Origin of the sequence: Mesorhizobium sp. ES1-6, from assembly GCF_020164775.1 — a bacterium.
Lineage (GTDB): Bacteria > Pseudomonadota > Alphaproteobacteria > Rhizobiales > Rhizobiaceae > Mesorhizobium.
This window is the reverse complement of the sequence record NZ_JAIUGU010000001.1, coordinates 687,965-706,077: the sequence shown is the minus strand read 5'-3', so window position 1 is coordinate 706,077 and position 18,113 is coordinate 687,965. Positions and strand designations below refer to the sequence as shown.

General features: G+C 62.8%; 15 protein-coding genes. 7 read left to right on the top strand and 8 right to left on the bottom strand.

Annotated elements, in window-relative coordinates:
- The first annotated feature begins 163 nt into the window (after positions 1-163).
- On the top strand, positions 164-1,165 hold the full coding sequence (locus LB564_RS03640; RefSeq protein ID WP_224535013.1) for a hypothetical protein: 1,002 nt from the start codon (positions 164-166) through the stop codon (positions 1,163-1,165).
- A gap of 111 nt (positions 1,166-1,276) precedes the next feature.
- On the opposite strand, the gene LB564_RS03635 is transcribed toward LB564_RS03640, so the two are convergent.
- From LB564_RS03635 to LB564_RS03610, 6 genes are all read right to left on the bottom strand, one after another.
- Positions 1,277-2,068 (bottom strand): molybdopterin-binding protein, encoded by a 792-nt coding sequence (locus LB564_RS03635; RefSeq protein ID WP_224535010.1) that lies wholly within the window; start codon positions 2,066-2,068, stop codon positions 1,277-1,279.
- Between the two features lies 1 nt (position 2,069).
- Entirely contained in the window at positions 2,070-2,951 is an 882-nt protein-coding gene (locus LB564_RS03630; RefSeq protein ID WP_224535008.1) for a cytochrome b/b6 domain-containing protein, read from the bottom strand.
- A 97-nt stretch (positions 2,952-3,048) separates the two neighbouring features.
- Positions 3,049-3,726, bottom strand: a complete 678-nt coding sequence (locus tag LB564_RS03625) for a DUF1345 domain-containing protein (protein ID WP_224535006.1) — start codon at positions 3,724-3,726, stop codon at positions 3,049-3,051.
- Between the two features lie 30 nt (positions 3,727-3,756).
- Positions 3,757-4,224, bottom strand: a complete 468-nt coding sequence (locus LB564_RS03620) for a YaiI/YqxD family protein (RefSeq protein WP_140701537.1) — start codon at positions 4,222-4,224, stop codon at positions 3,757-3,759.
- Between the two features lie 63 nt (positions 4,225-4,287).
- Positions 4,288-4,857 carry an S-(hydroxymethyl)glutathione synthase gene (gfa, locus tag LB564_RS03615; RefSeq protein WP_140701536.1) on the bottom strand — a complete coding sequence of 190 codons (570 nt, stop codon included), beginning with the start codon at positions 4,855-4,857 and terminating at the stop codon, positions 4,288-4,290.
- Between the two features lie 66 nt (positions 4,858-4,923).
- The gene (locus tag LB564_RS03610; protein ID WP_224535004.1) at positions 4,924-6,051 is read right to left on the bottom strand and encodes an S-(hydroxymethyl)glutathione dehydrogenase/class III alcohol dehydrogenase; all 1,128 of its coding nucleotides are present in this window, start codon (positions 6,049-6,051) and stop codon (positions 4,924-4,926) included.
- A gap of 243 nt (positions 6,052-6,294) precedes the next feature.
- Here LB564_RS03610 and LB564_RS03605 point away from each other — a divergent pair, with 243 nt between their 5' ends.
- The 3 genes from LB564_RS03605 (at position 6,295) to LB564_RS03595 (ending at position 12,810) form a co-directional block, all read left to right on the top strand.
- A complete protein-coding gene (locus tag LB564_RS03605) occupies positions 6,295-8,307 on the top strand; it encodes an acetyl/propionyl/methylcrotonyl-CoA carboxylase subunit alpha (RefSeq protein WP_224535002.1) in 2,013 nt (670 codons plus the stop codon).
- 107 nt (positions 8,308-8,414) lie between these two features.
- Positions 8,415-11,942: a DNA polymerase III subunit alpha gene (gene dnaE / locus LB564_RS03600; RefSeq protein WP_224535000.1), complete on the top strand. Its 3,528-nt coding sequence runs from the start codon at positions 8,415-8,417 to the stop codon at positions 11,940-11,942.
- A 64-nt stretch (positions 11,943-12,006) separates the two neighbouring features.
- Positions 12,007-12,810 (top strand): potassium channel family protein, encoded by an 804-nt coding sequence (locus LB564_RS03595; RefSeq protein WP_224534998.1) that lies wholly within the window; start codon positions 12,007-12,009, stop codon positions 12,808-12,810.
- Between the two features lie 12 nt (positions 12,811-12,822).
- Here the strand turns inward: LB564_RS03595 and LB564_RS03590 are convergent, their stop codons facing one another.
- On the bottom strand, positions 12,823-13,704 hold the full coding sequence (locus tag LB564_RS03590; RefSeq protein WP_224534996.1) for a DMT family transporter: 882 nt from the start codon (positions 13,702-13,704) through the stop codon (positions 12,823-12,825).
- A 191-nt stretch (positions 13,705-13,895) separates the two neighbouring features.
- Here LB564_RS03590 and LB564_RS03585 point away from each other — a divergent pair, with 191 nt between their 5' ends.
- Positions 13,896-14,402 carry a hypothetical protein gene (locus LB564_RS03585; protein ID WP_224534994.1) on the top strand — a complete coding sequence of 169 codons (507 nt, stop codon included), beginning with the start codon at positions 13,896-13,898 and terminating at the stop codon, positions 14,400-14,402.
- A 1-nt stretch (position 14,403) separates the two neighbouring features.
- On the opposite strand, the gene LB564_RS03580 is transcribed toward LB564_RS03585, so the two are convergent.
- Positions 14,404-15,732: a DNA polymerase IV gene (locus tag LB564_RS03580; protein ID WP_224534992.1), complete on the bottom strand. Its 1,329-nt coding sequence runs from the start codon at positions 15,730-15,732 to the stop codon at positions 14,404-14,406.
- A 65-nt stretch (positions 15,733-15,797) separates the two neighbouring features.
- On the opposite strand from LB564_RS03580, the gene LB564_RS03575 reads away from it, so the two are divergent.
- Entirely contained in the window at positions 15,798-16,385 is a 588-nt protein-coding gene (locus tag LB564_RS03575; protein WP_224534990.1) for a GNAT family N-acetyltransferase, read from the top strand.
- An 84-nt stretch (positions 16,386-16,469) separates the two neighbouring features.
- Positions 16,470-18,062 carry a hypothetical protein gene (locus LB564_RS03570; protein ID WP_140701527.1) on the top strand — a complete coding sequence of 531 codons (1,593 nt, stop codon included), beginning with the start codon at positions 16,470-16,472 and terminating at the stop codon, positions 18,060-18,062.
- Positions 18,063-18,113 lie beyond the last annotated feature (51 nt).

Here is an 18,113-nt window from a genome sequence, read left to right as displayed (position 1 = left end):
GCATGTCGTTCTCCCAAAACCGCTGCACACTTTTGGGCGACATGCATCGTTCCGACAAGTCTTCGCTAACCACGCCGTTTGCCGGTTTTTCAAGACACGGCTGATATTGTGACGGGGTGTTGCGCCTTGGGGCTGGCGCCGGATGAGACGGGAAGGGCGGAAAATGGGCGAATTGATCATGAGCGCTCCGGTGGCGGGGCTGACGTCGAAGAACCGCATCGCGTCGGAGGATGTGGTGATGCTGCGCCGCGACGTCTTCGCCGACGGCGTGGTAACCCGGGGCGAAGCCGAGGCCTTGTTCGCGCTCGACCAGACGGCGCGGGACAAATGCGCGGAGTGGGCACCGTTCTTCGTCGAGGCGGTCACCGACTACATCGTTCACCAGGAAAAGCCGGCAGGCTACATTTCACAGGAGAATGCCGACTGGCTGGTCCGCACGATTTCGCGCGACGGCATGGTCGACAGCCGGACCGAGCTGGAATTGCTGGTCCATGTGCTGGAAGAGGCGAAATCCTCGCCGAGCCGGCTTTGCGTCTACGCGCTGGAGCAGGTCGCCCACGCCGTCGTCGACGGCAAGGGGCCGCTGATGCTGGGCGGCGCGCTGGTGCCCGGGCTGATCGCCAAGGCGGAAGTCGAACTGCTGCGCCGTATCCTCCATGCCCATGGCGGCGATGGTAACATCGCCATCACCCGGGCCGAGGCCGAGGTGCTGTTCAGGATCAACGAACGGACGGCCCAAGCCAACAACGACCCGTCCTGGAACGACCTGTTCGTCAAGGCGATCGCCAATTTCGTCATGTGCTCGGCCGGTTACGAGGCGCCCACCCGCGAGGTGGCGCTGCGCCACGAAACCTTCCTCGATCGCGCCGATCCGGAAATCGGCGGTTTCTTCAGCCGCATGGTCTCCGGTGGCCTCGCCGGCATCATCGAGGCCTACCGCTCTCCTGACGACATAGAGACCGAATGGGAGGCCAAGAACAGGGCCGCCGAGGCGCTGGCCCGCCGTGCCGAGACGGTCGATGCCGGCGAAGCCAGATGGCTGGTCGAACATATCGGGGTGAACCGGCCATTGTACGAGAATGAGCGTGCACTGCTGACCTTGATCAAGCATGCCTCGCCGGAAATCCATCCGGCGCTGAAGCCGCTGCTCGACAAGGTTGCCTAAGCCGCGCCGGCCGCCGCTACCGTTTTACCGAGCGCGATATTGGAATGGCCTTCTGGCCATTCCACGAGTTCGGCTATGCGCGCGAAGCCGGCCATTTCGTACGGGCGGCCATCAAATCCCGCCATACCAGTCGTAGCCATTGTCTTCCCAATAGCCGCCACGGCCGCCGCCGACATTGGCGAAGCCGTCGACCAGTTCGATCTTGTAGAGATATTTCGGCATCTTGTAGCCGAGCTGGCGCTCGACACGGACGCGCAGCGGCGCGCCATTCTCGACCGGCAGCGGCTTGCCATTCAGGCCATAGGCTAGGATCGTCTGAGGATGGCGGGCATCGATCAGGTCGATCGTGCCGTAATATTTGACGTCGCCCGACAGGCTGCGGTCGATCGTGTCGAGGCAGTGGAACATGACATAGCGCGCTTGCGGCTTGACCATTGCCTGGTCGAGCAGCAGGGACAGCGGCGTGCCCGTCCATTTGGCGATGCAGCTCCAGCCCTCGACGCAGTCATGGCGGGTGATCTGGGTGCGGCTCGGCATGTTCATCAGCTGCTCGCGGGTAAGTGACAGCGGCTTTTCGACGAGGCCTGAAACCTCCAGGCGCCAATCGGCGAAGTTGTTGGCGAGCAGGGCCTTGTATGCGTCGTCATCCGGCGCGGTGACGCCGTTCGGCCGCATGGGCTGACGGATATCAGCTTCGGTGAATTCCGGCGCCAGCGAATTGCCGCCGCCGAGCAGCCTTTGCGCCCTGTGGGTCAGGCCATTGACGTTTTCGAGGAAACTACGCAGGCCGCTGCCGATGCTGAGCTGGCTGTCGAAGGCGTCGCAACCCGACAGCATGATGCCTGAAGCGCCGAGGCTGGCGGCGGTGAGGAATTTCCGGCGGCTGATCTCAAATTTCGCCATGTCAGGCACTCCTCTCGGATGTGTTGTCGTCATGCGCCGGAGGATCGGTGCGGTACCAGCCGGTGATGATCGAACGCAGCTCATTGATCGGGCCGGCGGCCAGAATCATCAGGATGTGAATGATGAAGAAGGCAACCAAAAGAACCATGACGGTGAAATGAATAGTGCGTGCCGTCTGCCGCCCGCCGAGCAGATCGTTGAGGAAGGGCAGCACCGAATCCATGCTCGGCGACATGGCCAGGCCGGTGATGATCATCAGCGGCAAGAGCACGAACAGCACGCCGCCATAGGCCATTTTCTGCAGGGTGTTGTATTCGCGCGTGTGGTGGAATTTGAGCCTGGCGTGATTGGCGATGTCCTGTGGCAAGCGTTTGAGATCATCCAGGCGCGGCGCCAGATCGCGGCGGATGTGACCGTTGATCAGGCTGGCGAGCAGCCAGACCAGCAAAGTCGTGGTCAGGATCCAGGCAAAGAAGAAATGGATCACGCGGGCTGTGCCGAGATCATAGTAGGAAGGGATCGTCGCCCAGGACGGAAATCCGCGCGCCGTCTCGTTACCGGCCGGGCCCGACCAGCCGAGGACGCCTGTGGTGTCGAAGCGGTGGCCGAGGATTTCGGTGTAGCCGCGCGGACCGGCATTGGTGTTCTCGGCGCCGATGGCGAGAACGGTGTTGTCGTAGCCGAAGCCGGATTGCTTGCCGATGTAGAGTTGCGGCCGGGCATTGAAAATCTGCAGGCCGGATAGCAGCATGAAAAACAATGAGATGGCCCAGAGCCAGTGCGTCAGCCGCGTCCATCGCGACTGCCGGTAGATCAATGGTTTCTCTTTTGAAGCGGGGACACCCGGTCCAATTTCGGATTGGCTTCTGGCAACCGATTCCATCTTGTCTCGTCTCCCGGGCCTCGAGGCTTGGCCACGCGTTCATTGTCCTTCTGATACGTCGCGATCCAAACCGATGTTTCATCCGATCACGGATTTATTACGGACCGCCCAGGCTGACGGCGAGATTGACGGCCGCGGCGACGATGACGGTGTTGAAGAAGAACGACAGGATCGAATGGACAAGCACGACGCAGCGCATATGCGTGGTCGAGATGTTGGTGTCGGCGGTCTGCGCCGTCATGCCGATGACGGTTGAGAAATAAAGGAAATCCCAGCCCTCGGGGCGTTTATCGCCAGGGAACAGCAGGCCGCCGACCGGGATTTTCTTCTTGGTGCCGGCGTCGACCGCGTCGCCGTCCATCCAGTAGACATGGGCATAGTGGAGCGCCGCCATGGCATGAATGGTGAACCAGCCGAGCGGGATCGACAGCAGCGCAAAGCCGAGTTCGATCGGGTGATCCCCATCTTTCCGATTGATCAGCAGGAACAGGGAGACAAGGGCAACGCCGACGACGACGAGCGTGACCGCGAAGATGACCAGAACCGGCTGATCGGTGGCGCGTGCATTCTTGCTCAGGTACTTGCCGGTGAATTTCGGCATCTGGCTGACGACAAGAATGACGTAAGCGGCGAAAAATGCGTTGGCGCCGATCGAATAGGCGAGAGGGGCATGCAGCAGCAACGCCACGAGCAGCGCAAACGCCCCGAGACACGCCGATACCGCGAACAGCATATGGCGCTGCATGGGGTTCTTGATCGGGGTTTCGGCGACCATGGCGGTCTCCACCTGGATGGCGCTTTGTTGCTAGCCCGGTGTGGCGGATTTCAGAGCGCGCCGCAAGATGCGGTCGAGTTCGCCGAGGAACCGGGAGCGATCCTGCGGCGCGAAGCTGGCATTGTAGCCCTTGCTTTCGCCGGTCTCGCGCAGATGCTGCTTGAGATCGCGCATCGCCACCGCCATGCCGATCGTCTCGGGCGTGAAAGGACGTCCGGTCGGCCCCAGCACATGCGCGCCAAGCGCCACGGTGCGGGCGGCAAGCGGAATGTCGGCCGTCACCACGATGTCGTTGGATTTGGCGTTCTCGACGATCCAGTCGTCGGCGGCATCGGCGCTCTTGGAGACGACGACATTGCGGATCATAGGGTCGCGCGAAGGGCGCAGGCCGCCATTGGAAACGTAAGTGACCACGACGCCATGGCGCTCGGCGACCTTCTCGACCTCGGCCTTGACCGGGCAGGCGTCGGCATCGACGTAGATGGCGGGTGCGGGCATTGTTTCTCCAGAACGAGCAGGGGCCGGAAACATATCCGGCCCCTGCCAGAACTCTTACAGCTGTCAGGCCGGCAAGGCACCGGACTTCTTGGCTGTCCAGGTGGCGATGTAGTCCATCAGGCCAGGGTTGAGGCAGTCATAAGGCTCCAGCCCGATCGATTTCAGTTGGGCGCGAATGCCATCCATGCGCTTGGGGTCGACACCCGATTCGATGATCGACGAGACAAAGGCGGTGAAGCCGGGCGGCGACCAGCCGTCCTCCTCGAAGCGCTCGGGGTGGATGAAGGACAGACCCTTGAACGGATGGTCGCGCTCGACCGGTCCATGCATGTGGACGCCGCAACCGGTGCAGGCATGACGTTGGATCAGTGCGCTGGGATCGACCACCTTCAGCTTGTCGCCGTTCTCGGTGACGGTGACGTCGCCGGTGCCGGCAACCGCCACCACCGAGAACACCGCGCCGTCAGGCTTCCAGCATTTGGTGCAGCCGCAGGCGTGGTTGTGGGCGATCTGGCCCTTGACCTTTACCTTGACCGGCTTGCTGGTGCAGGCGCAGACCAGCGTGCCGCCGGCAAAGCCAGCACTTTCCCTGGGCAGCCCATTGTCGATTTTCGGATGCAGTTTCTCCGCCATTGTTATTTCCTCCCATGTTTTACCACAGGGGTCGCTGGCCGGATGGCCGGCGGCGTGTGGCCGTCTTCAGTAAACCACGACACTCCGGATCGACTTGCCCTCATGCATGAGGTCGAATCCCTTGTTGATGTCTTCCAGCTTCAGCAAGTGCGTGATCATCGGATCGATCTGGATCTTGCCGTCCATGTACCAGTCGACGATTTTCGGCACATCGGTGCGGCCGCGCGCGCCGCCGAAGGCGGTGCCCATCCAGCTGCGTCCGGTGACCAACTGGAACGGCCGGGTCGAAATCTCCTGGCCGGCGCCGGCGACGCCGATGACGACCGATTTGCCCCAGCCGCGATGCGAGGCTTCAAGCGCCTGGCGCATCACCTTGGTGTTGCCGGTGCAGTCGAATGTGTAGTCGGCGCCGCCGATCTGGTCGGCGCCGCGCTTGGTCATGTTGACGAGGTGCGGGACGATGTCGCCCTCGATCTCCTTCGGATTGACGAAATGCGTCATGCCGAACCGCTCGCCCCATTCCTTCTTGTCATTGTTCAGATCCACACCGATGATCATGTCGGCGCCGGCAAGCTTCAGGCCCTGGATGACGTTGAGGCCGATGCCGCCGAGGCCGAAGACGACAGCGGTGGCCCCTTGCTCGACCTTGGCCGTGTTGATGACCGCACCGATGCCTGTGGTCACGCCACAGCCGATGTAGCAGATCTTGTCGAAGGGCGCGTCGGGATTGACCTTGGCGACCGCGATCTCGGGCAGCACGGTGAAGTTGGAGAAGGTCGAACAGCCCATATAGTGAAAGATCTTGTCCTTGCCGATCGAGAAACGCGAGGAGCCGTCGGGCATCAGGCCCTGGCCCTGCGTGGCGCGGATGGCCGTGCAAAGATTTGTCTTCCTCGACAGGCAGGACGGGCACTGCCGGCATTCCGGCGTATAGAGCGGGATGACGTGGTCGCCCTTCTTGACCGAAGTGACGCCCTTGCCGACATCGACCACCACGCCGGCGCCTTCATGCCCGAGAATCGCTGGAAACAGGCCTTCGGGATCGGCGCCCGACAGGGTGAACTCGTCGGTGTGGCAGATGCCTGACGCCTTGATCTCGACCAGCACCTCGCCCTCGCGCGGGCCATCGAGGTCAACCTCCATGATCTCCAACGGCTTTCCGGCGGCGACAGCGACAGCGGCGCGGGTTTTCATCAGGCAATTCCTCCAGAGGCGATTTTTGAGGCCAAGTTTTCAGGTTTTGGGCTGCTCATCAACTCTCAGATGAGACGAAATGTCGGCTTTGTTGACGCAGATAGCACAGCGCTCGACAAGCAGCGACAGGGAGCGCCATGGCGCGTCGGCAGGGGAGACTTTCACGTCGTCCACCGCGGTACTTGAGACATGGCGACATAGTCCATAGAACTGAATCGTCTGCCGGAGGGGAATTCTGCCCGCATGTTCACCAAGATCCTGATCGCCAACCGTGGCGAGATTGCCTGCCGCGTCATCAAGACGGCGCGCAGGATGGGCATCGCCACGGTCGCCGTCTATTCCGATGCCGATCGCGATGCGGTGCATGTCGAGATGGCCGACGAGGCGGTGCATATCGGACCGTCGTCCGCCGCGCAAAGCTATCTCGTGCCGGAAAAGATCATTGCCGCCTGCAAGGAAACGGGCGCGCAGGCCGTGCATCCCGGCTACGGCTTCCTGTCCGAGCGCGCGGCCTTTTGCGAAGCGCTGGAAGCAGAAGGCATCGTCTTCATCGGCCCGAAGCCCAAGGCGATCAAGGCTATGGGCGACAAAATCGAATCGAAGAAGTTCGCCAACGCCGCCAAGGTTTCCACCGTGCCCGGCTGGCTGGGCGTCATCGAGGACGCCGACCACGCGGAGAAGATCGCCGGCGAAATCGGTTATCCCGTGATGATCAAGGCCTCCGCCGGCGGCGGCGGCAAGGGCATGCGCATCGCCTGGGACCAGTCGGAGGTGCGCGACGGCTTCGACCGGGCACGCTCGGAGGCAAAAAGCTCGTTCGGCGACGACCGCGTCTTCATCGAAAAATTCGTCGTCGATCCGCGCCATATCGAAATCCAGGTGCTGGCCGACGCGCATGGCAACGCGCTCTATCTCGGCGAACGCGAATGCTCGATCCAGCGCCGCAACCAGAAGGTCGCCGAGGAGGCGCCGTCATCGTTTCTCGATGCCAAGACCCGAAAGGCGATGGGCGAACAGTCGGTGGCGCTGGCCAGGGCCGTCGACTACCAGAGCGCCGGCACGGTCGAATTCATTGTCGACAAGGACAAAAACTTCTATTTCCTTGAAATGAATACGCGATTGCAGGTCGAACATCCGGTGACGGAGCTCGTCACCGGCATCGACCTGGTCGAGCAGATGATCCGCGTCGCCGCCGGCGAAAAGCTTGGCCTGAAGCAGACCGATATCAAGCTGAACGGCTGGGCGGTGGAAAGCCGGCTCTACGCCGAGGATCCCTATCGCAATTTCCTGCCGTCGATCGGCCGGCTGACGCGCTACCGGCCGCCGGAGGAAGGGCAATTCGGCGACATCGTGATCCGCAACGACACCGGCGTCACCGAAGGTTCGGAGATTTCGATGTTCTACGATCCGATGCTCGCCAAGCTGTGCACCTGGGCGCCGACGCGGCTCGAGGCGATAGACGCCATGTCGGAAGCGCTCGACAGTTTCGCCGTCGACGGCATCGAGCACAACATCCCGTTCCTGGCGGCGCTGATGCAGCATCCGCGCTGGCGGGAAGGGGCGATATCGACCGGCTTCATCGCGGAGGAATATCCCGACGGCTTCGCGCCAGTCGCGCCGAATGGCGAGGAAAAGGCCGTACTGGCCTCGATTGCCACCGCGGTCGAACTGCTGCGCCGCGACCGGCTGGACCGGCTGGGCGGACGGCTGGCGCCGCATTCGGGAGCGCTCAAGCGCGACTGGGTGGTCAAGATCGGCGAGGACTATTTGCCGGTTTCGATCCTTGAAGGCATGATTTCCATTCCGATGGAGATCGACCTGTCCCTCGACGGCGGCAAGGCGCTGACCGTTTCGTCAGACTGGCGGCCTGGCGACCTCATCTGGCGGGGTACGGTCGGCAAGCGCAGGGTTGCTGCCCAGATCCGGCCCGTCGCCAACGGCCTGCGCATCGCCTGGAAGGGCATGTCGGTGACCGCGCGCGCCATGCTGCCGCGTACCGCCGAGTTGGAAAGGCTGATGCCGGAAAAGGTGGCGCCGGACACCTCGAAACTGCTGCTCTGCCCGATGCCCGGCCTTGTCGTCTCGATCGCCGTTGTGGAAGGCCAGGAGGTCAAGGCCGGCGAGACCTTGGCCGTGGTCGAGGCGATGAAGATGGAAAACGTGCTGCGCGCCGAGCGCGACCTTGTCGTCTCGAAGCTCAACGCCAAGCCGGGGGACAGCCTGGCGGTCGATGCCGTCATCATGGAATTCGCTTAAGCACGCTGGAAGCCTGTGGCCGGCAGTCGTTTGTGCTGGACTGGTATCGCCCGGTCCCGGACAATACATCTCCATCGACTCAGGTCTTACGGACAGCACGAGAAATCATGGCGGATGACAGACTTCCACGCGACCCCTTGAAGCGCGAAGCAGCGATTGCCGCGGCGCGGCCTGAGATACCAGCGCGGCCGTTCGTCCATCTGCGCGTGCACTCGGCCTATTCGCTGTTGGAAGGTGCGCTTCAGCTTGGCAAGATCGTCGGCCATGCCGTTAAGGACGAAGCGCCGGCCATCGCCGTTACAGACACCAACAATCTGTTCGGCGCGCTGGAGTTCGCGCAGAAGGCGGTGAAGGACGGCATTCAGCCGATCATCGGCTGCCAGATCGCGCTCGCCTTCTCCGGCGAGAACAGCGATGGCCAGCGCGACCGCCGTCGGCAAGGTCCCGACATGCGGCCGGTCGTGCTGATCGCGGCCACCGAAGCTGGCTATTCCAATCTGGTCAGGTTGGTCAGCCGCGTCTATCTCGAGACACCACCCGGTGAAGCGGTGCACCTGACCACCGAAATGATGGACGGCCAATGCGACGGCCTGATTTGCCTCAGCGGCGGTCCGCGCGGACCGATCGGGATTGCCCTGAAGGAAGATCGCCGCGATCTCGCCGAGGCGCGCCTGCTTACGCTCAAGACGATGTTCGGCGATCGCCTCTATGTCGAGCTGGACCGGGTTTCGGGCTATGATCGCATGATCGAGAAATCCTCGATCGATCTTGCCTATTTCCATGAATTGCCGCTTGTCGCCACCAACGAGGCCTTCTTCTCGTCGCGCGACGAGTACGAGGCGCATGACGCGCTGATCGCCATCGCCGAGGGTTCGGTCGTCGCCGTCGACACCCGCCGCCGGCTGTCCCCGGACAATTTCCTGCGCAGCCAGGCCGACATGGCGAAATTGTTCGCCGATCTGCCGGAAGCCATTGACAACACGGTCGAGATCGCGCTGCGCTGCTCCTATTATCCGAAAACCCGCAGCCCGATCCTGCCGCGTTTCACGGGCGGCGACGCCTCCGACAAGGACGCCGCCGAAAAGGCCGAGGCCGCCGAACTTGCTCGACAGGCGCGGGAGGGGCTCGATGCCCGGCTTGCCCTGCACGGGCCGACACCGGGCTATACGGTCGAGCAATATCGCGAGCGGCTCGAATTCGAGCTCGGCATCATCGAGAAGATGAAATTCCCCGGCTACTTCCTGATCGTGGCCGACTTCATCAAATGGGCGAAGGCGCAAGGCATTCCGGTCGGGCCCGGGCGCGGTTCGGGCGCCGGCTCGCTGGTCGCTTATTCCACCACCATCACCGACATCGATCCGCTGCGCTTCTCGCTGCTGTTCGAGCGCTTCCTCAATCCAGACCGCGTGTCGATGCCCGATTTCGACATCGACTTTTGCCAGGACCGGCGTGAAGAGGTGATCCGCTACGTCCAGCAGAAATACGGCCGCGATCAGGTCGGCCAGATCATCACCTTCGGTACGCTGCAGGCGCGCGCCGTGCTGCGCGACGTCGGCCGTGTGCTGCAGATGCCCTATGGCCAGGTCGACAAGCTGTCGAAGATGGTGCCGCAGAACCCGGCCAATCCGGTCAAGCTCGCCGACGCCATCGCCAACGAGCCGCGCTTTGCCGAAGAGGCGGAGAAGGAGCCGATCGTCCAGACGCTGCTCGACATGGCGCAGAAGCTGGAAGGCCTCTACCGCCATGCCTCGACGCACGCCGCCGGCATCGTCATCGGCGACCGGCCATTGTCGGAACTGGTGCCGATGTACCGCGATCCGCGCTCGGACATGCCGGTCACCCAGTTCAACATGAAATATGTCGAGCAGGCCGGGCTGGTGAAGTTCGACTTCCTCGGCCTGAAGACGCTGACCGTGCTGGAAACGGCGGTCAAGCTGATCCGCCGCCGCGGCATCGACATCGATCTCGCGACCATCCCGCTCGACGATCCCGAGACCTACGCGATGCTGTCGCGCGGCGAAGTCGTCGGTGTGTTCCAGGTGGAAAGTGCCGGCATGCGCAAGGCGCTGATCGGCATGCGGCCAGACTGCATCGAGGACATCATCGCGCTGGTCGCTCTCTATCGGCCTGGCCCGATGGAAAACATCCCGACCTACAACGCCAGAAAGCATGGCGAGGAGGAGATGGCCTCGATCCATCCCAAGATCGACCATCTGGTGAAGGAGACGCAAGGCGTCATCGTTTACCAGGAACAGGTGATGCAGATCGCGCAGGAGCTGTCCGGCTATTCGCTCGGCGAAGCCGACCTTCTGCGCCGCGCCATGGGCAAGAAGATCCGCGCCGAGATGGACAAGCAGCGCGAACGTTTTGTCTCTGGCGCGGTCGAGCGCGGCGTCGCCAAGCCGCAAGCCGACTTCATTTTCGACCTGCTGGCCAAGTTCGCCGACTATGGTTTCAACAAGTCGCACGCCGCCGCCTACGCAGTCGTGTCCTACCAGACCGCCTATCTCAAGGCGCACTATCCGGTCGAGTTCTTGGCGGCGTCGATGACACTCGACATGGGCAACACCGACAAGCTCGCCGACTTCCGCCAGGATGCGCTGCGCCTCGGCATCGAGGTCCTGGCGCCCTCGGTGATGACGAGCTTTCGTGCCTTCGAGGTCGGCGAGAACCGCATCTATTACTCGATGGCTGCCCTCAAGGGTGTCGGCGACGCCGCGGTGGAGCATATCGTCGCCGTTCGCGGCGAAAAGCCGTTCAAGAGCCTGGCCGATTTCTGCGAGAGGGTCGACCCTAAGATCGTCGGCAAGCGTGTGTTCGAAAGCCTGATCATGGCCGGCGCGCTCGACTGCTTCGGCCATGATCGCGCCCAGATGTTGGCTGGCGTCGAACGGATGATGGGGCTGGCGTCGCTCGCCCAGCAGAACGCGGTTTCCGGCCAGGCCGATATTTTCGGCGCCTCGCTGGGCGCCCAATCGCAGGCGCTCAATCTGCCGGCGACCGATCCGTGGCTCGCCGCCGACCGGCTGCACCGCGAATTCCAGGTCGTCGGCTTCTATCTCTCGGCGCATCCGCTCGACGAATACAAGGCGGCGCTGCAGAAGATGCGGGTGCAGAACTGGGCGGAGTTCTCCGCCGCCGTCAAGCGCGGCGCTTCCGCCGGCCGGCTTGCCGGCACCGTGACCAGCAAGCAGGAGCGCAAGACGCGCACCGGTAACAAGATGGGTGTGGTGGCCTTTTCCGACACCTCCGGCCAGTACGAGGCCGTGCTGTTTTCAGAAGGATTGGCCCAGTACCGCGACCTGCTGGAAGCCGGCCGCTCGGTTGTCATCACCGTCGCGGCGGAGGACAGGCCCGAGGGTGTCAATCTGCGCATCAACTCCGTGCAGTCGCTGGAAGACGAAGCAAGCCGCATCCAGAAAGCACTGCGCATTTTCGTCAGGAACGATGGCCCTGCGTCGATCATCCAATCCCAGCTTACCCAGCGCGGTGAAAGCCAGGTGAGCATCATCGTGATCAAGGACGAGGCGCAGGGCGAGGTCGAGATTGCCTTGCAAGGCGGCTATCGCGTCTCTCCGCAGATCGCCTCGGCGATGCGCGCCGTCCCGGGCGTGGTCGAAGTGGAACTGGTGTGACCAGCTTGGTTGCCAGTCGGCAATCCGCGCGAAAGCAGTCGCCCCTCGCACCGTTGCAATCCGCATGAAAGGCGCGGGCGGCAAGGCGCCGCAGAGCTTGTCCGCAACGGCGCGGCTGCGCGACACACTGCGCAGGCTCTATCATGGGCGCTCGCCGGCCGCGTTCCGGTTCCAACTGGTGGCTGTCATCATCGACCTCGCCATTATCGCCTTTTTCATCGCCACGCCGGTCATCCAGCAATCGGCCTCGTTTCTGTGGCTGGATTATGCCGTGGCGGCTCTCGTCGCCGCCGATCTCAGCGCCAGGCTGCTGGCCTCGAATGACATGTTGCGCCTGACGAAGCAGCCGACCTTCTGGGTGGACGCCTTCATCCTTCTGACGCTGCTGATGCCGACGGCGCTCGCCAATCTCGGCTTTCTGCGCATCCTGCGGCTGTGGTCGCTGTCGCGCAGCGGTTCGATCTGGCGGCATTTCGAGATGCGCGGCCTGCGGCCCTGGCGCGAGGCAAGCCACGCGGTCATCAACCTGTTGACTTTTCTCTTCGTCATCACGGGCTTCGTCTACACCTTCTTTTTTCGCAACGGCGCCGGCCTGGAAAATTACATCGACGCGCTTTACTTCACCGTCGCGACGGTCACGACGACCGGCTTCGGCGACATCGTGCTGCCGGGCATCGCCGGCAAGCTGACGGCGATCGTCACCATGATCATCGGCATATCGCTGTTCGTCAGGCTGGCGCAGGCGATCTTTCGGCCGGCCAAGGTGTTCTTTCCATGCCCGCAATGCGGGTTGCAGCGGCATGAGCCCGACGCCGTGCACTGCAAGGCATGCGGCCACGTTCTGAACATACCCGACGAAGGCGACTGATCGGCGGCGGTTTTACGAAGCCGCCACTTCCGCCGGCCTTGCCGGTTTCCGCTGCAGGTTGAGCAGGTTGCCCATCAGGATGAGCAGTGCGCCGCCGGCGGTGAAAGCGTCGATCTGCTCGCTGTAGAGCAGCCAGCCGATCAGCGCCGACAACGGCACGCGCAGGAAATCCATCGGCGAAATGACGGTGGCGTCGGCGTAGCCAAGCGCGCGGGCCATGCAGAAGTGCGACGACATGCCGGTGAAGGCAATCAGCACGATCCACGGCCACAGGTCCAGCGGCGGGTTGCGCCACTCGTAAAGGGCTGGAACGAGGCCGACCACCGACTGGATGATCAGCATCCAAAAGATGATGCGCACGACGCTGTCCGTCCGCGTCAGCGACTTGACCATGACCACCGAGATGCCGAAGCAGACCGCCGCGCCGAGGACGACGAGATGGCCCGAATCGACCGAGCCCACGCCGGGCCGAACGATGACCACCACGCCGATCAGGCCCAGCACGATCGCGGCAAGCTTTGGCCGGGACAGTCTTTCACCAAGAAAAGTCACCGCCAGGATAGCCGTCCAGATCGGTGTGGTGAATTCGATCGAAATCAGCACGGCCAGCGGAATCAAGGTCAATGCGTAAAGCCATGCCGCCTGCCCGGTATAGTGGATGACGTTGCGGGCGACATGGGCGAGGGGACGCTGCGTGCGCATCGCCGCGAACCCGCCGCTCGCAAACACCAGCGGCAAGAGGATAAAGAAGCCGATGACCGAGCGCAGTTCCAGCACCTGGAAGACGTTGAGTTCGGCTGTCGTGGCACGGCCGGCGACCGACATCGCCAAGAACGACGCGATCGACAGCGCCATCCAGAACGCGGCCTTGGGGATCGAGGGAGTCGGTGCCATTTCAGCTATGTCGCAGGCCGCGATTGCCGGAGCAATCGCTAGTCCGGTGTATTCGTCTGGGCCAGTTGCGGCGAGGGCGTTTCAGATCAGTCATGCCGCAGGCGGAACCTGATACGGCGAGGGGCGTTGAGCCCCTATATTGTCCGTGGTTTTGCAAACGTGCGTTTCCAATGTCGACAAGGAGAGTTTCCATGAGACCATTCGCGCAAGTGGCGCTTGCTGGCTGCCTGGTGGTCGCCGCCGGCGCGGCTCACGCCGACGAGACCAAGTTTCTCCAGTCGTTCAATGGTAATTTCGCCGGCAAGGGCACTGTCCAGGTGACGACGGATGTGCCGAACGTCAGTGTCTCTTGCAGCTTCAAGTCGAACGCGACCTCTGCCTCGCTCTCGCTGGATGGCAATTGTCGCGGTCTCGTTGTGGTTTCGCGAGCCATCAGCGCGAATTTGAAGGTCTCCGGTGCGAAATACAGTGGCGTTTATGTAGGATCCCGCACAGGGCCAGCACAGCTAAACGGCAGCCGTTCGGGCAACACCATCAATCTTGGCATCCGCTGGGCGAAGGACGTCAATGGCGATCGCAAGGCGCGAATGACGGTTGAGAAGCGAGGCGAGAACGGCATGCGGCTCACGGTCATCGACACGGATCCGAAAACCGGCAAGAGCGTGGTGACGAGCCGGATCGACCTGCAGCGCTCCTAGTTCACTCTTCGATCGGCTCCGGCGGATGGGCGTCACGGCCCCTGCCGAAGGTGTAGCCGGTTTCGACGGCTCTGCGGCCGAACTTGTCGCGCAGCGCATCGATGGCGCCCTCGGCCATGGCGCGCTTGCGCGACTGGACATCGACCAGATCCGGCGGATCGGCCTTGTCGTCGTCGGAAAGGTCGCTGACGCCGATGCCGAGCAATCGAAATTTCGTCCCGTCCGTCTCCTTGCGGAGAAGGTCCACGCCGGTTGAAAAGATGCGGTCGGCGAGCCGGGTCGGGTCGCCGAGCTGACGGTTGCGCGTGCGCAGCTTGAAATCCTGGGTCTTCAGCTTCAGCACCACGGTGCGCCCGGCAATGCCTGACTTCTTCAGCCGTGCCGAGACCTTTTCCGAAAGGCCCCTCAGCACCGAGACAAGCTCGTCCAGCGAGGCGATGTCGGTGTCGAAAGTGGTTTCGGCCGATACGCTCTTGGCATCCTGGTCGGGGTCGACGCGGCGGACGTCCTCACCGCGCGAAAGCCGGTAGAGCCGTTCGCCCATCACCCCATAGCGGCGCATCAGGTCGCCACGCTCCATCTTCTGCAGCTGACCAATGGTGCGGATGCCATCCTGTTCGAGCGTCGCGTTGAACGCCTTGCCGACACCCCAGATCATGGTCACCGGCTGCGGTGCCAGAAAATCGATCGCCTCGGCCTCGCCAATGACGGAAAAGCCGCGCGGCTTGCGGAAGTCCGACGCGATCTTGGCGAGGAATTTGCAGTAGGAAAGCCCGGCCGACACGGTGATGCCGATCTCCTTCTCCACGGCCAGCGCGAAGCGCGCCAGCACCACCGCAGGCGGCAGACCGTGCAGCCGCTCGGTGCCGGCGAGGTCGAGAAACGCCTCATCGATCGACAGCGGCTCTACCAGCGGCGTCAACGCCTGCATCATGGCGCGCACTTGCCGGCCGACGGTCACGTATTTTTCCATGTTGGGCGCGATCACCACCGCCTCGGGGCAGGCTTCGAGCGCCTTGAACATCGGCATGGCGGAACGCACGCCGCGGATGCGGGCGATGTAGCACGCCGTTGAGACCACCCCGCGCTTGCCGCCGCCGACGATCAACGGCTTGTCCTTGAGCGCCGGGTTGTCGCGCTTTTCGATGGCGGCATAGAAGGCGTCGCAATCGATATGGGCCAGATGCAGCCGGTAGAGCTCGGGATGACGGGCAAGGCGAGGGCTGCCGCAGCGTTCGCAGCGGCGCGTCTCACCGCGCTGAAACGTCAGGCAGTCACGGCAAAAACCGTGATCGGGATTGTTGACAGGAGCCGCCATTTCTGCGAACATAAAGAGAACAAACGCAATGGTACGACAGTGCAGGGTCAGCGACAAGCTTGGCCTGGGGAGAACTCATGAGCACGACCATAGTGCCGTTGGCGCCTGAGCTCTGGCCTGAATTCGAGGATCTTTTCGGCAAGCAGGGCGCCTGCTACGGCTGCTGGTGCACGCATTTCCGGCTGGCGCCGGCGGCGCGGCGCGAGAGCAGCCGCGAACGCAACAAGGATCACATCAAGGCGCGCATCGAAGCCGGCCCGCCACCCGGACTGCTGGCCTTCGAGGACGGCAAGGCGGTCGGCTGGATGCAGATCGGGCCACGCGCCGACGTGCCTGAATGGAACAACAAGGGCAGGGGCTCGGCGCCGATCGATCCCGCCGACGCTGCCGATCCCGCCGTTTGGGCGATCTCCTGCTTTTTCATCCGCGCCAAGGCCCGTGGCACGGGCATCACGCACCGCCTCGTCGAAGGCGGCATCGATTTCGCCCGCGGGAACGGCGCGCGGCTTGTCGAGGCCTGCCCGATCGACCTGTCCCGCGATTCGCGATCAATCGGCCTGTTCGTCGGCTCGTCTCAGGTGTTCGAGAAGGCCGGGTTCGAGAGGCTGGTTGAGCGCAAGGCGGGCCGACCGCTGATGCGGCTGGTGCTGAAGCCTGCTACCTGACTGTCATCGTCTTGCAGTCGTGATGGTATTTCCCTACCAGAGGTACGAAACGATTTTTGCCTCTCGACCGAACGGAGAATTCCCGTGAACCGTGTGTTGCCACTTGCCTTTTCCGCGCTTCTGCTCAGCGCGCCTGCTTTCGGCCAGACCGTCGACAGCCAGGGCGCCAAGCAATTGTCGGATGATCTGTCGCGCTATGTCGGCAAACAGGCGCTCGACAAAGGCATTCTGAAGGTTTCGGCCGAAGGCGACGCCTACAAGATCGTGTTTGATTTCAAGGCGCTTGCAGCAAGCTTTCCCGACCAGAAGCTGGTGAAATTCGACTTTGCGCCCTACGCCCTGCTGGTCAAGCCGCGCAGCGACGGATCCTGGGATGTCTCGATGGATTTTTCGCAGAGCGCCTCCTTCGAATTCAACGGTCCCCAGGGAAAGCAAAACACGCAATTCTCGATCAAGGACGGCAAGGGCAGCGGCGTCTACGACCCCAAGCTGGCCGCCTTCACCAGCGCCACCAGTTCGATGGCCGGAATGACGATGTCGTCGCAGGACGCCAAGCAGCAGATGGATATGACCGCCGGTGCCGGTACCGCGACGCTGTCCGCCACCAAGGCAGCCAATGGCGGCGTCGATTTCACGACCTCGCAAAAGATTTCGAACTTCGTGGAAACGATAAAGTTCAGTGATGCCGAGAGCGGACTGAATTTTCCCGTTACCGTGAAGTCGCCGGAATTGTCGGTGGAGGCCAGCGGCAAGGGCGTGCAGACCAAGCCGCTGCTCGATCTCCTGGCGTTCGCCGTGGCCAATGAGGACGAGAAGACGCTGAAGGCAGACCAGGCACAGCTCAAGGCGCTTCTGCTGGCGGCGCTTCCGGTGTGGGAGCGTATCGACGGAACCTACGGCTTCAAGGATTTCGCGGTCGACAGCCCGATCGGCACGTTCGGCGCCACGCAACTCAGCACCGCGTTCGGTTCCGACGGTGTCGCCCAGAACGGCAAGGTCAACTATGGCATCAAGGCATCGGGGCTGACCGTGCCGCATCAGCTCTTGCCGAGCTGGAGCGTCGCGCTGCTGCCCACCGATATCGACCTGAACTTCGGCGGCGCCAATATCGATCTCGACAGCATGGCGAAGAAGGCGATCGAAGCCTTTGATCTCAATCAGGATCCGCCGCTGTCGGCCGAGTTCGGCGACCAGCTCAAAGCCGACTTCCTGGCCAAGACGCCGAAGGTCGTCATCGGCCACAGCACCGTCAAGAACAAGGACATGGAGATCGCGCTCGAAGGCGACATGACAAGCTTCGGCCAGAAACCCGACGCGAATCTCACGGTCGATGTCGCTGGCTTCGACAAGATCATGGAGCACCTGCAGGAAGCGGCGAAGGCGGAGCCAGAGGTCGGGCAGTACGTGCCTGTCGCTCTCATGGCGAAGGGTTTTGCCAAGACGCTGCCGGACGGCAAGCTGGAGTGGGTCATCAACACCAAGGCCGACGGCTCGGTGACCGTCAACGGCGTCATGCTCAAGCCCGCCGATCCGGCGGTGGACGACAGCGTCGACGATGGTGACGGCGCGGACAATGACGGCGTCGATAGTGGCGGCAACGCCAACGAAGGCAATGGCGGCGGCAGCGACGACGGCGGCAGCGATAATGGCGGGTCAGGGGCGAAGCTGAACCCTTGAGGGGGCCTCGAGCAACTTTCGGCAAACTGTAAAGGGTCTTCCCGGGGAAAG

Excerpts from the sequence above, each read along its gene's own strand:
- LB564_RS03640 (WP_224535013.1), top strand. The coding sequence starts at position 164 with ATGGGCGAATTGATCATGAGCGCTCCGGTGGCGGGGCTGACGTCGAAG.
- LB564_RS03635 (WP_224535010.1), bottom strand. The coding sequence starts at position 2,068 with ATGGCGAAATTTGAGATCAGCCGCCGGAAATTCCTCACCGCCGCCAGC.
- LB564_RS03630 (WP_224535008.1), bottom strand. The coding sequence starts at position 2,951 with ATGGAATCGGTTGCCAGAAGCCAATCCGAAATTGGACCGGGTGTCCCC.
- LB564_RS03625 (WP_224535006.1), bottom strand. The coding sequence starts at position 3,726 with ATGGTCGCCGAAACCCCGATCAAGAACCCCATGCAGCGCCATATGCTG.
- LB564_RS03620 (WP_140701537.1), bottom strand. The coding sequence starts at position 4,224 with ATGCCCGCACCCGCCATCTACGTCGATGCCGACGCCTGCCCGGTCAAG.
- gfa (WP_140701536.1), bottom strand. The coding sequence starts at position 4,857 with ATGGCGGAGAAACTGCATCCGAAAATCGACAATGGGCTGCCCAGGGAA.
- LB564_RS03610 (WP_224535004.1), bottom strand. The coding sequence starts at position 6,051 with ATGAAAACCCGCGCCGCTGTCGCTGTCGCCGCCGGAAAGCCGTTGGAG.
- LB564_RS03605 (WP_224535002.1), top strand. The coding sequence starts at position 6,295 with ATGTTCACCAAGATCCTGATCGCCAACCGTGGCGAGATTGCCTGCCGC.
- dnaE (WP_224535000.1), top strand. The coding sequence starts at position 8,415 with ATGGCGGATGACAGACTTCCACGCGACCCCTTGAAGCGCGAAGCAGCG.
- LB564_RS03595 (WP_224534998.1), top strand. The coding sequence starts at position 12,007 with ATGAAAGGCGCGGGCGGCAAGGCGCCGCAGAGCTTGTCCGCAACGGCG.
- LB564_RS03590 (WP_224534996.1), bottom strand. The coding sequence starts at position 13,704 with ATGGCACCGACTCCCTCGATCCCCAAGGCCGCGTTCTGGATGGCGCTG.
- LB564_RS03585 (WP_224534994.1), top strand. The coding sequence starts at position 13,896 with ATGAGACCATTCGCGCAAGTGGCGCTTGCTGGCTGCCTGGTGGTCGCC.
- LB564_RS03580 (WP_224534992.1), bottom strand. The coding sequence starts at position 15,732 with ATGTTCGCAGAAATGGCGGCTCCTGTCAACAATCCCGATCACGGTTTT.
- LB564_RS03575 (WP_224534990.1), top strand. The coding sequence starts at position 15,798 with ATGAGCACGACCATAGTGCCGTTGGCGCCTGAGCTCTGGCCTGAATTC.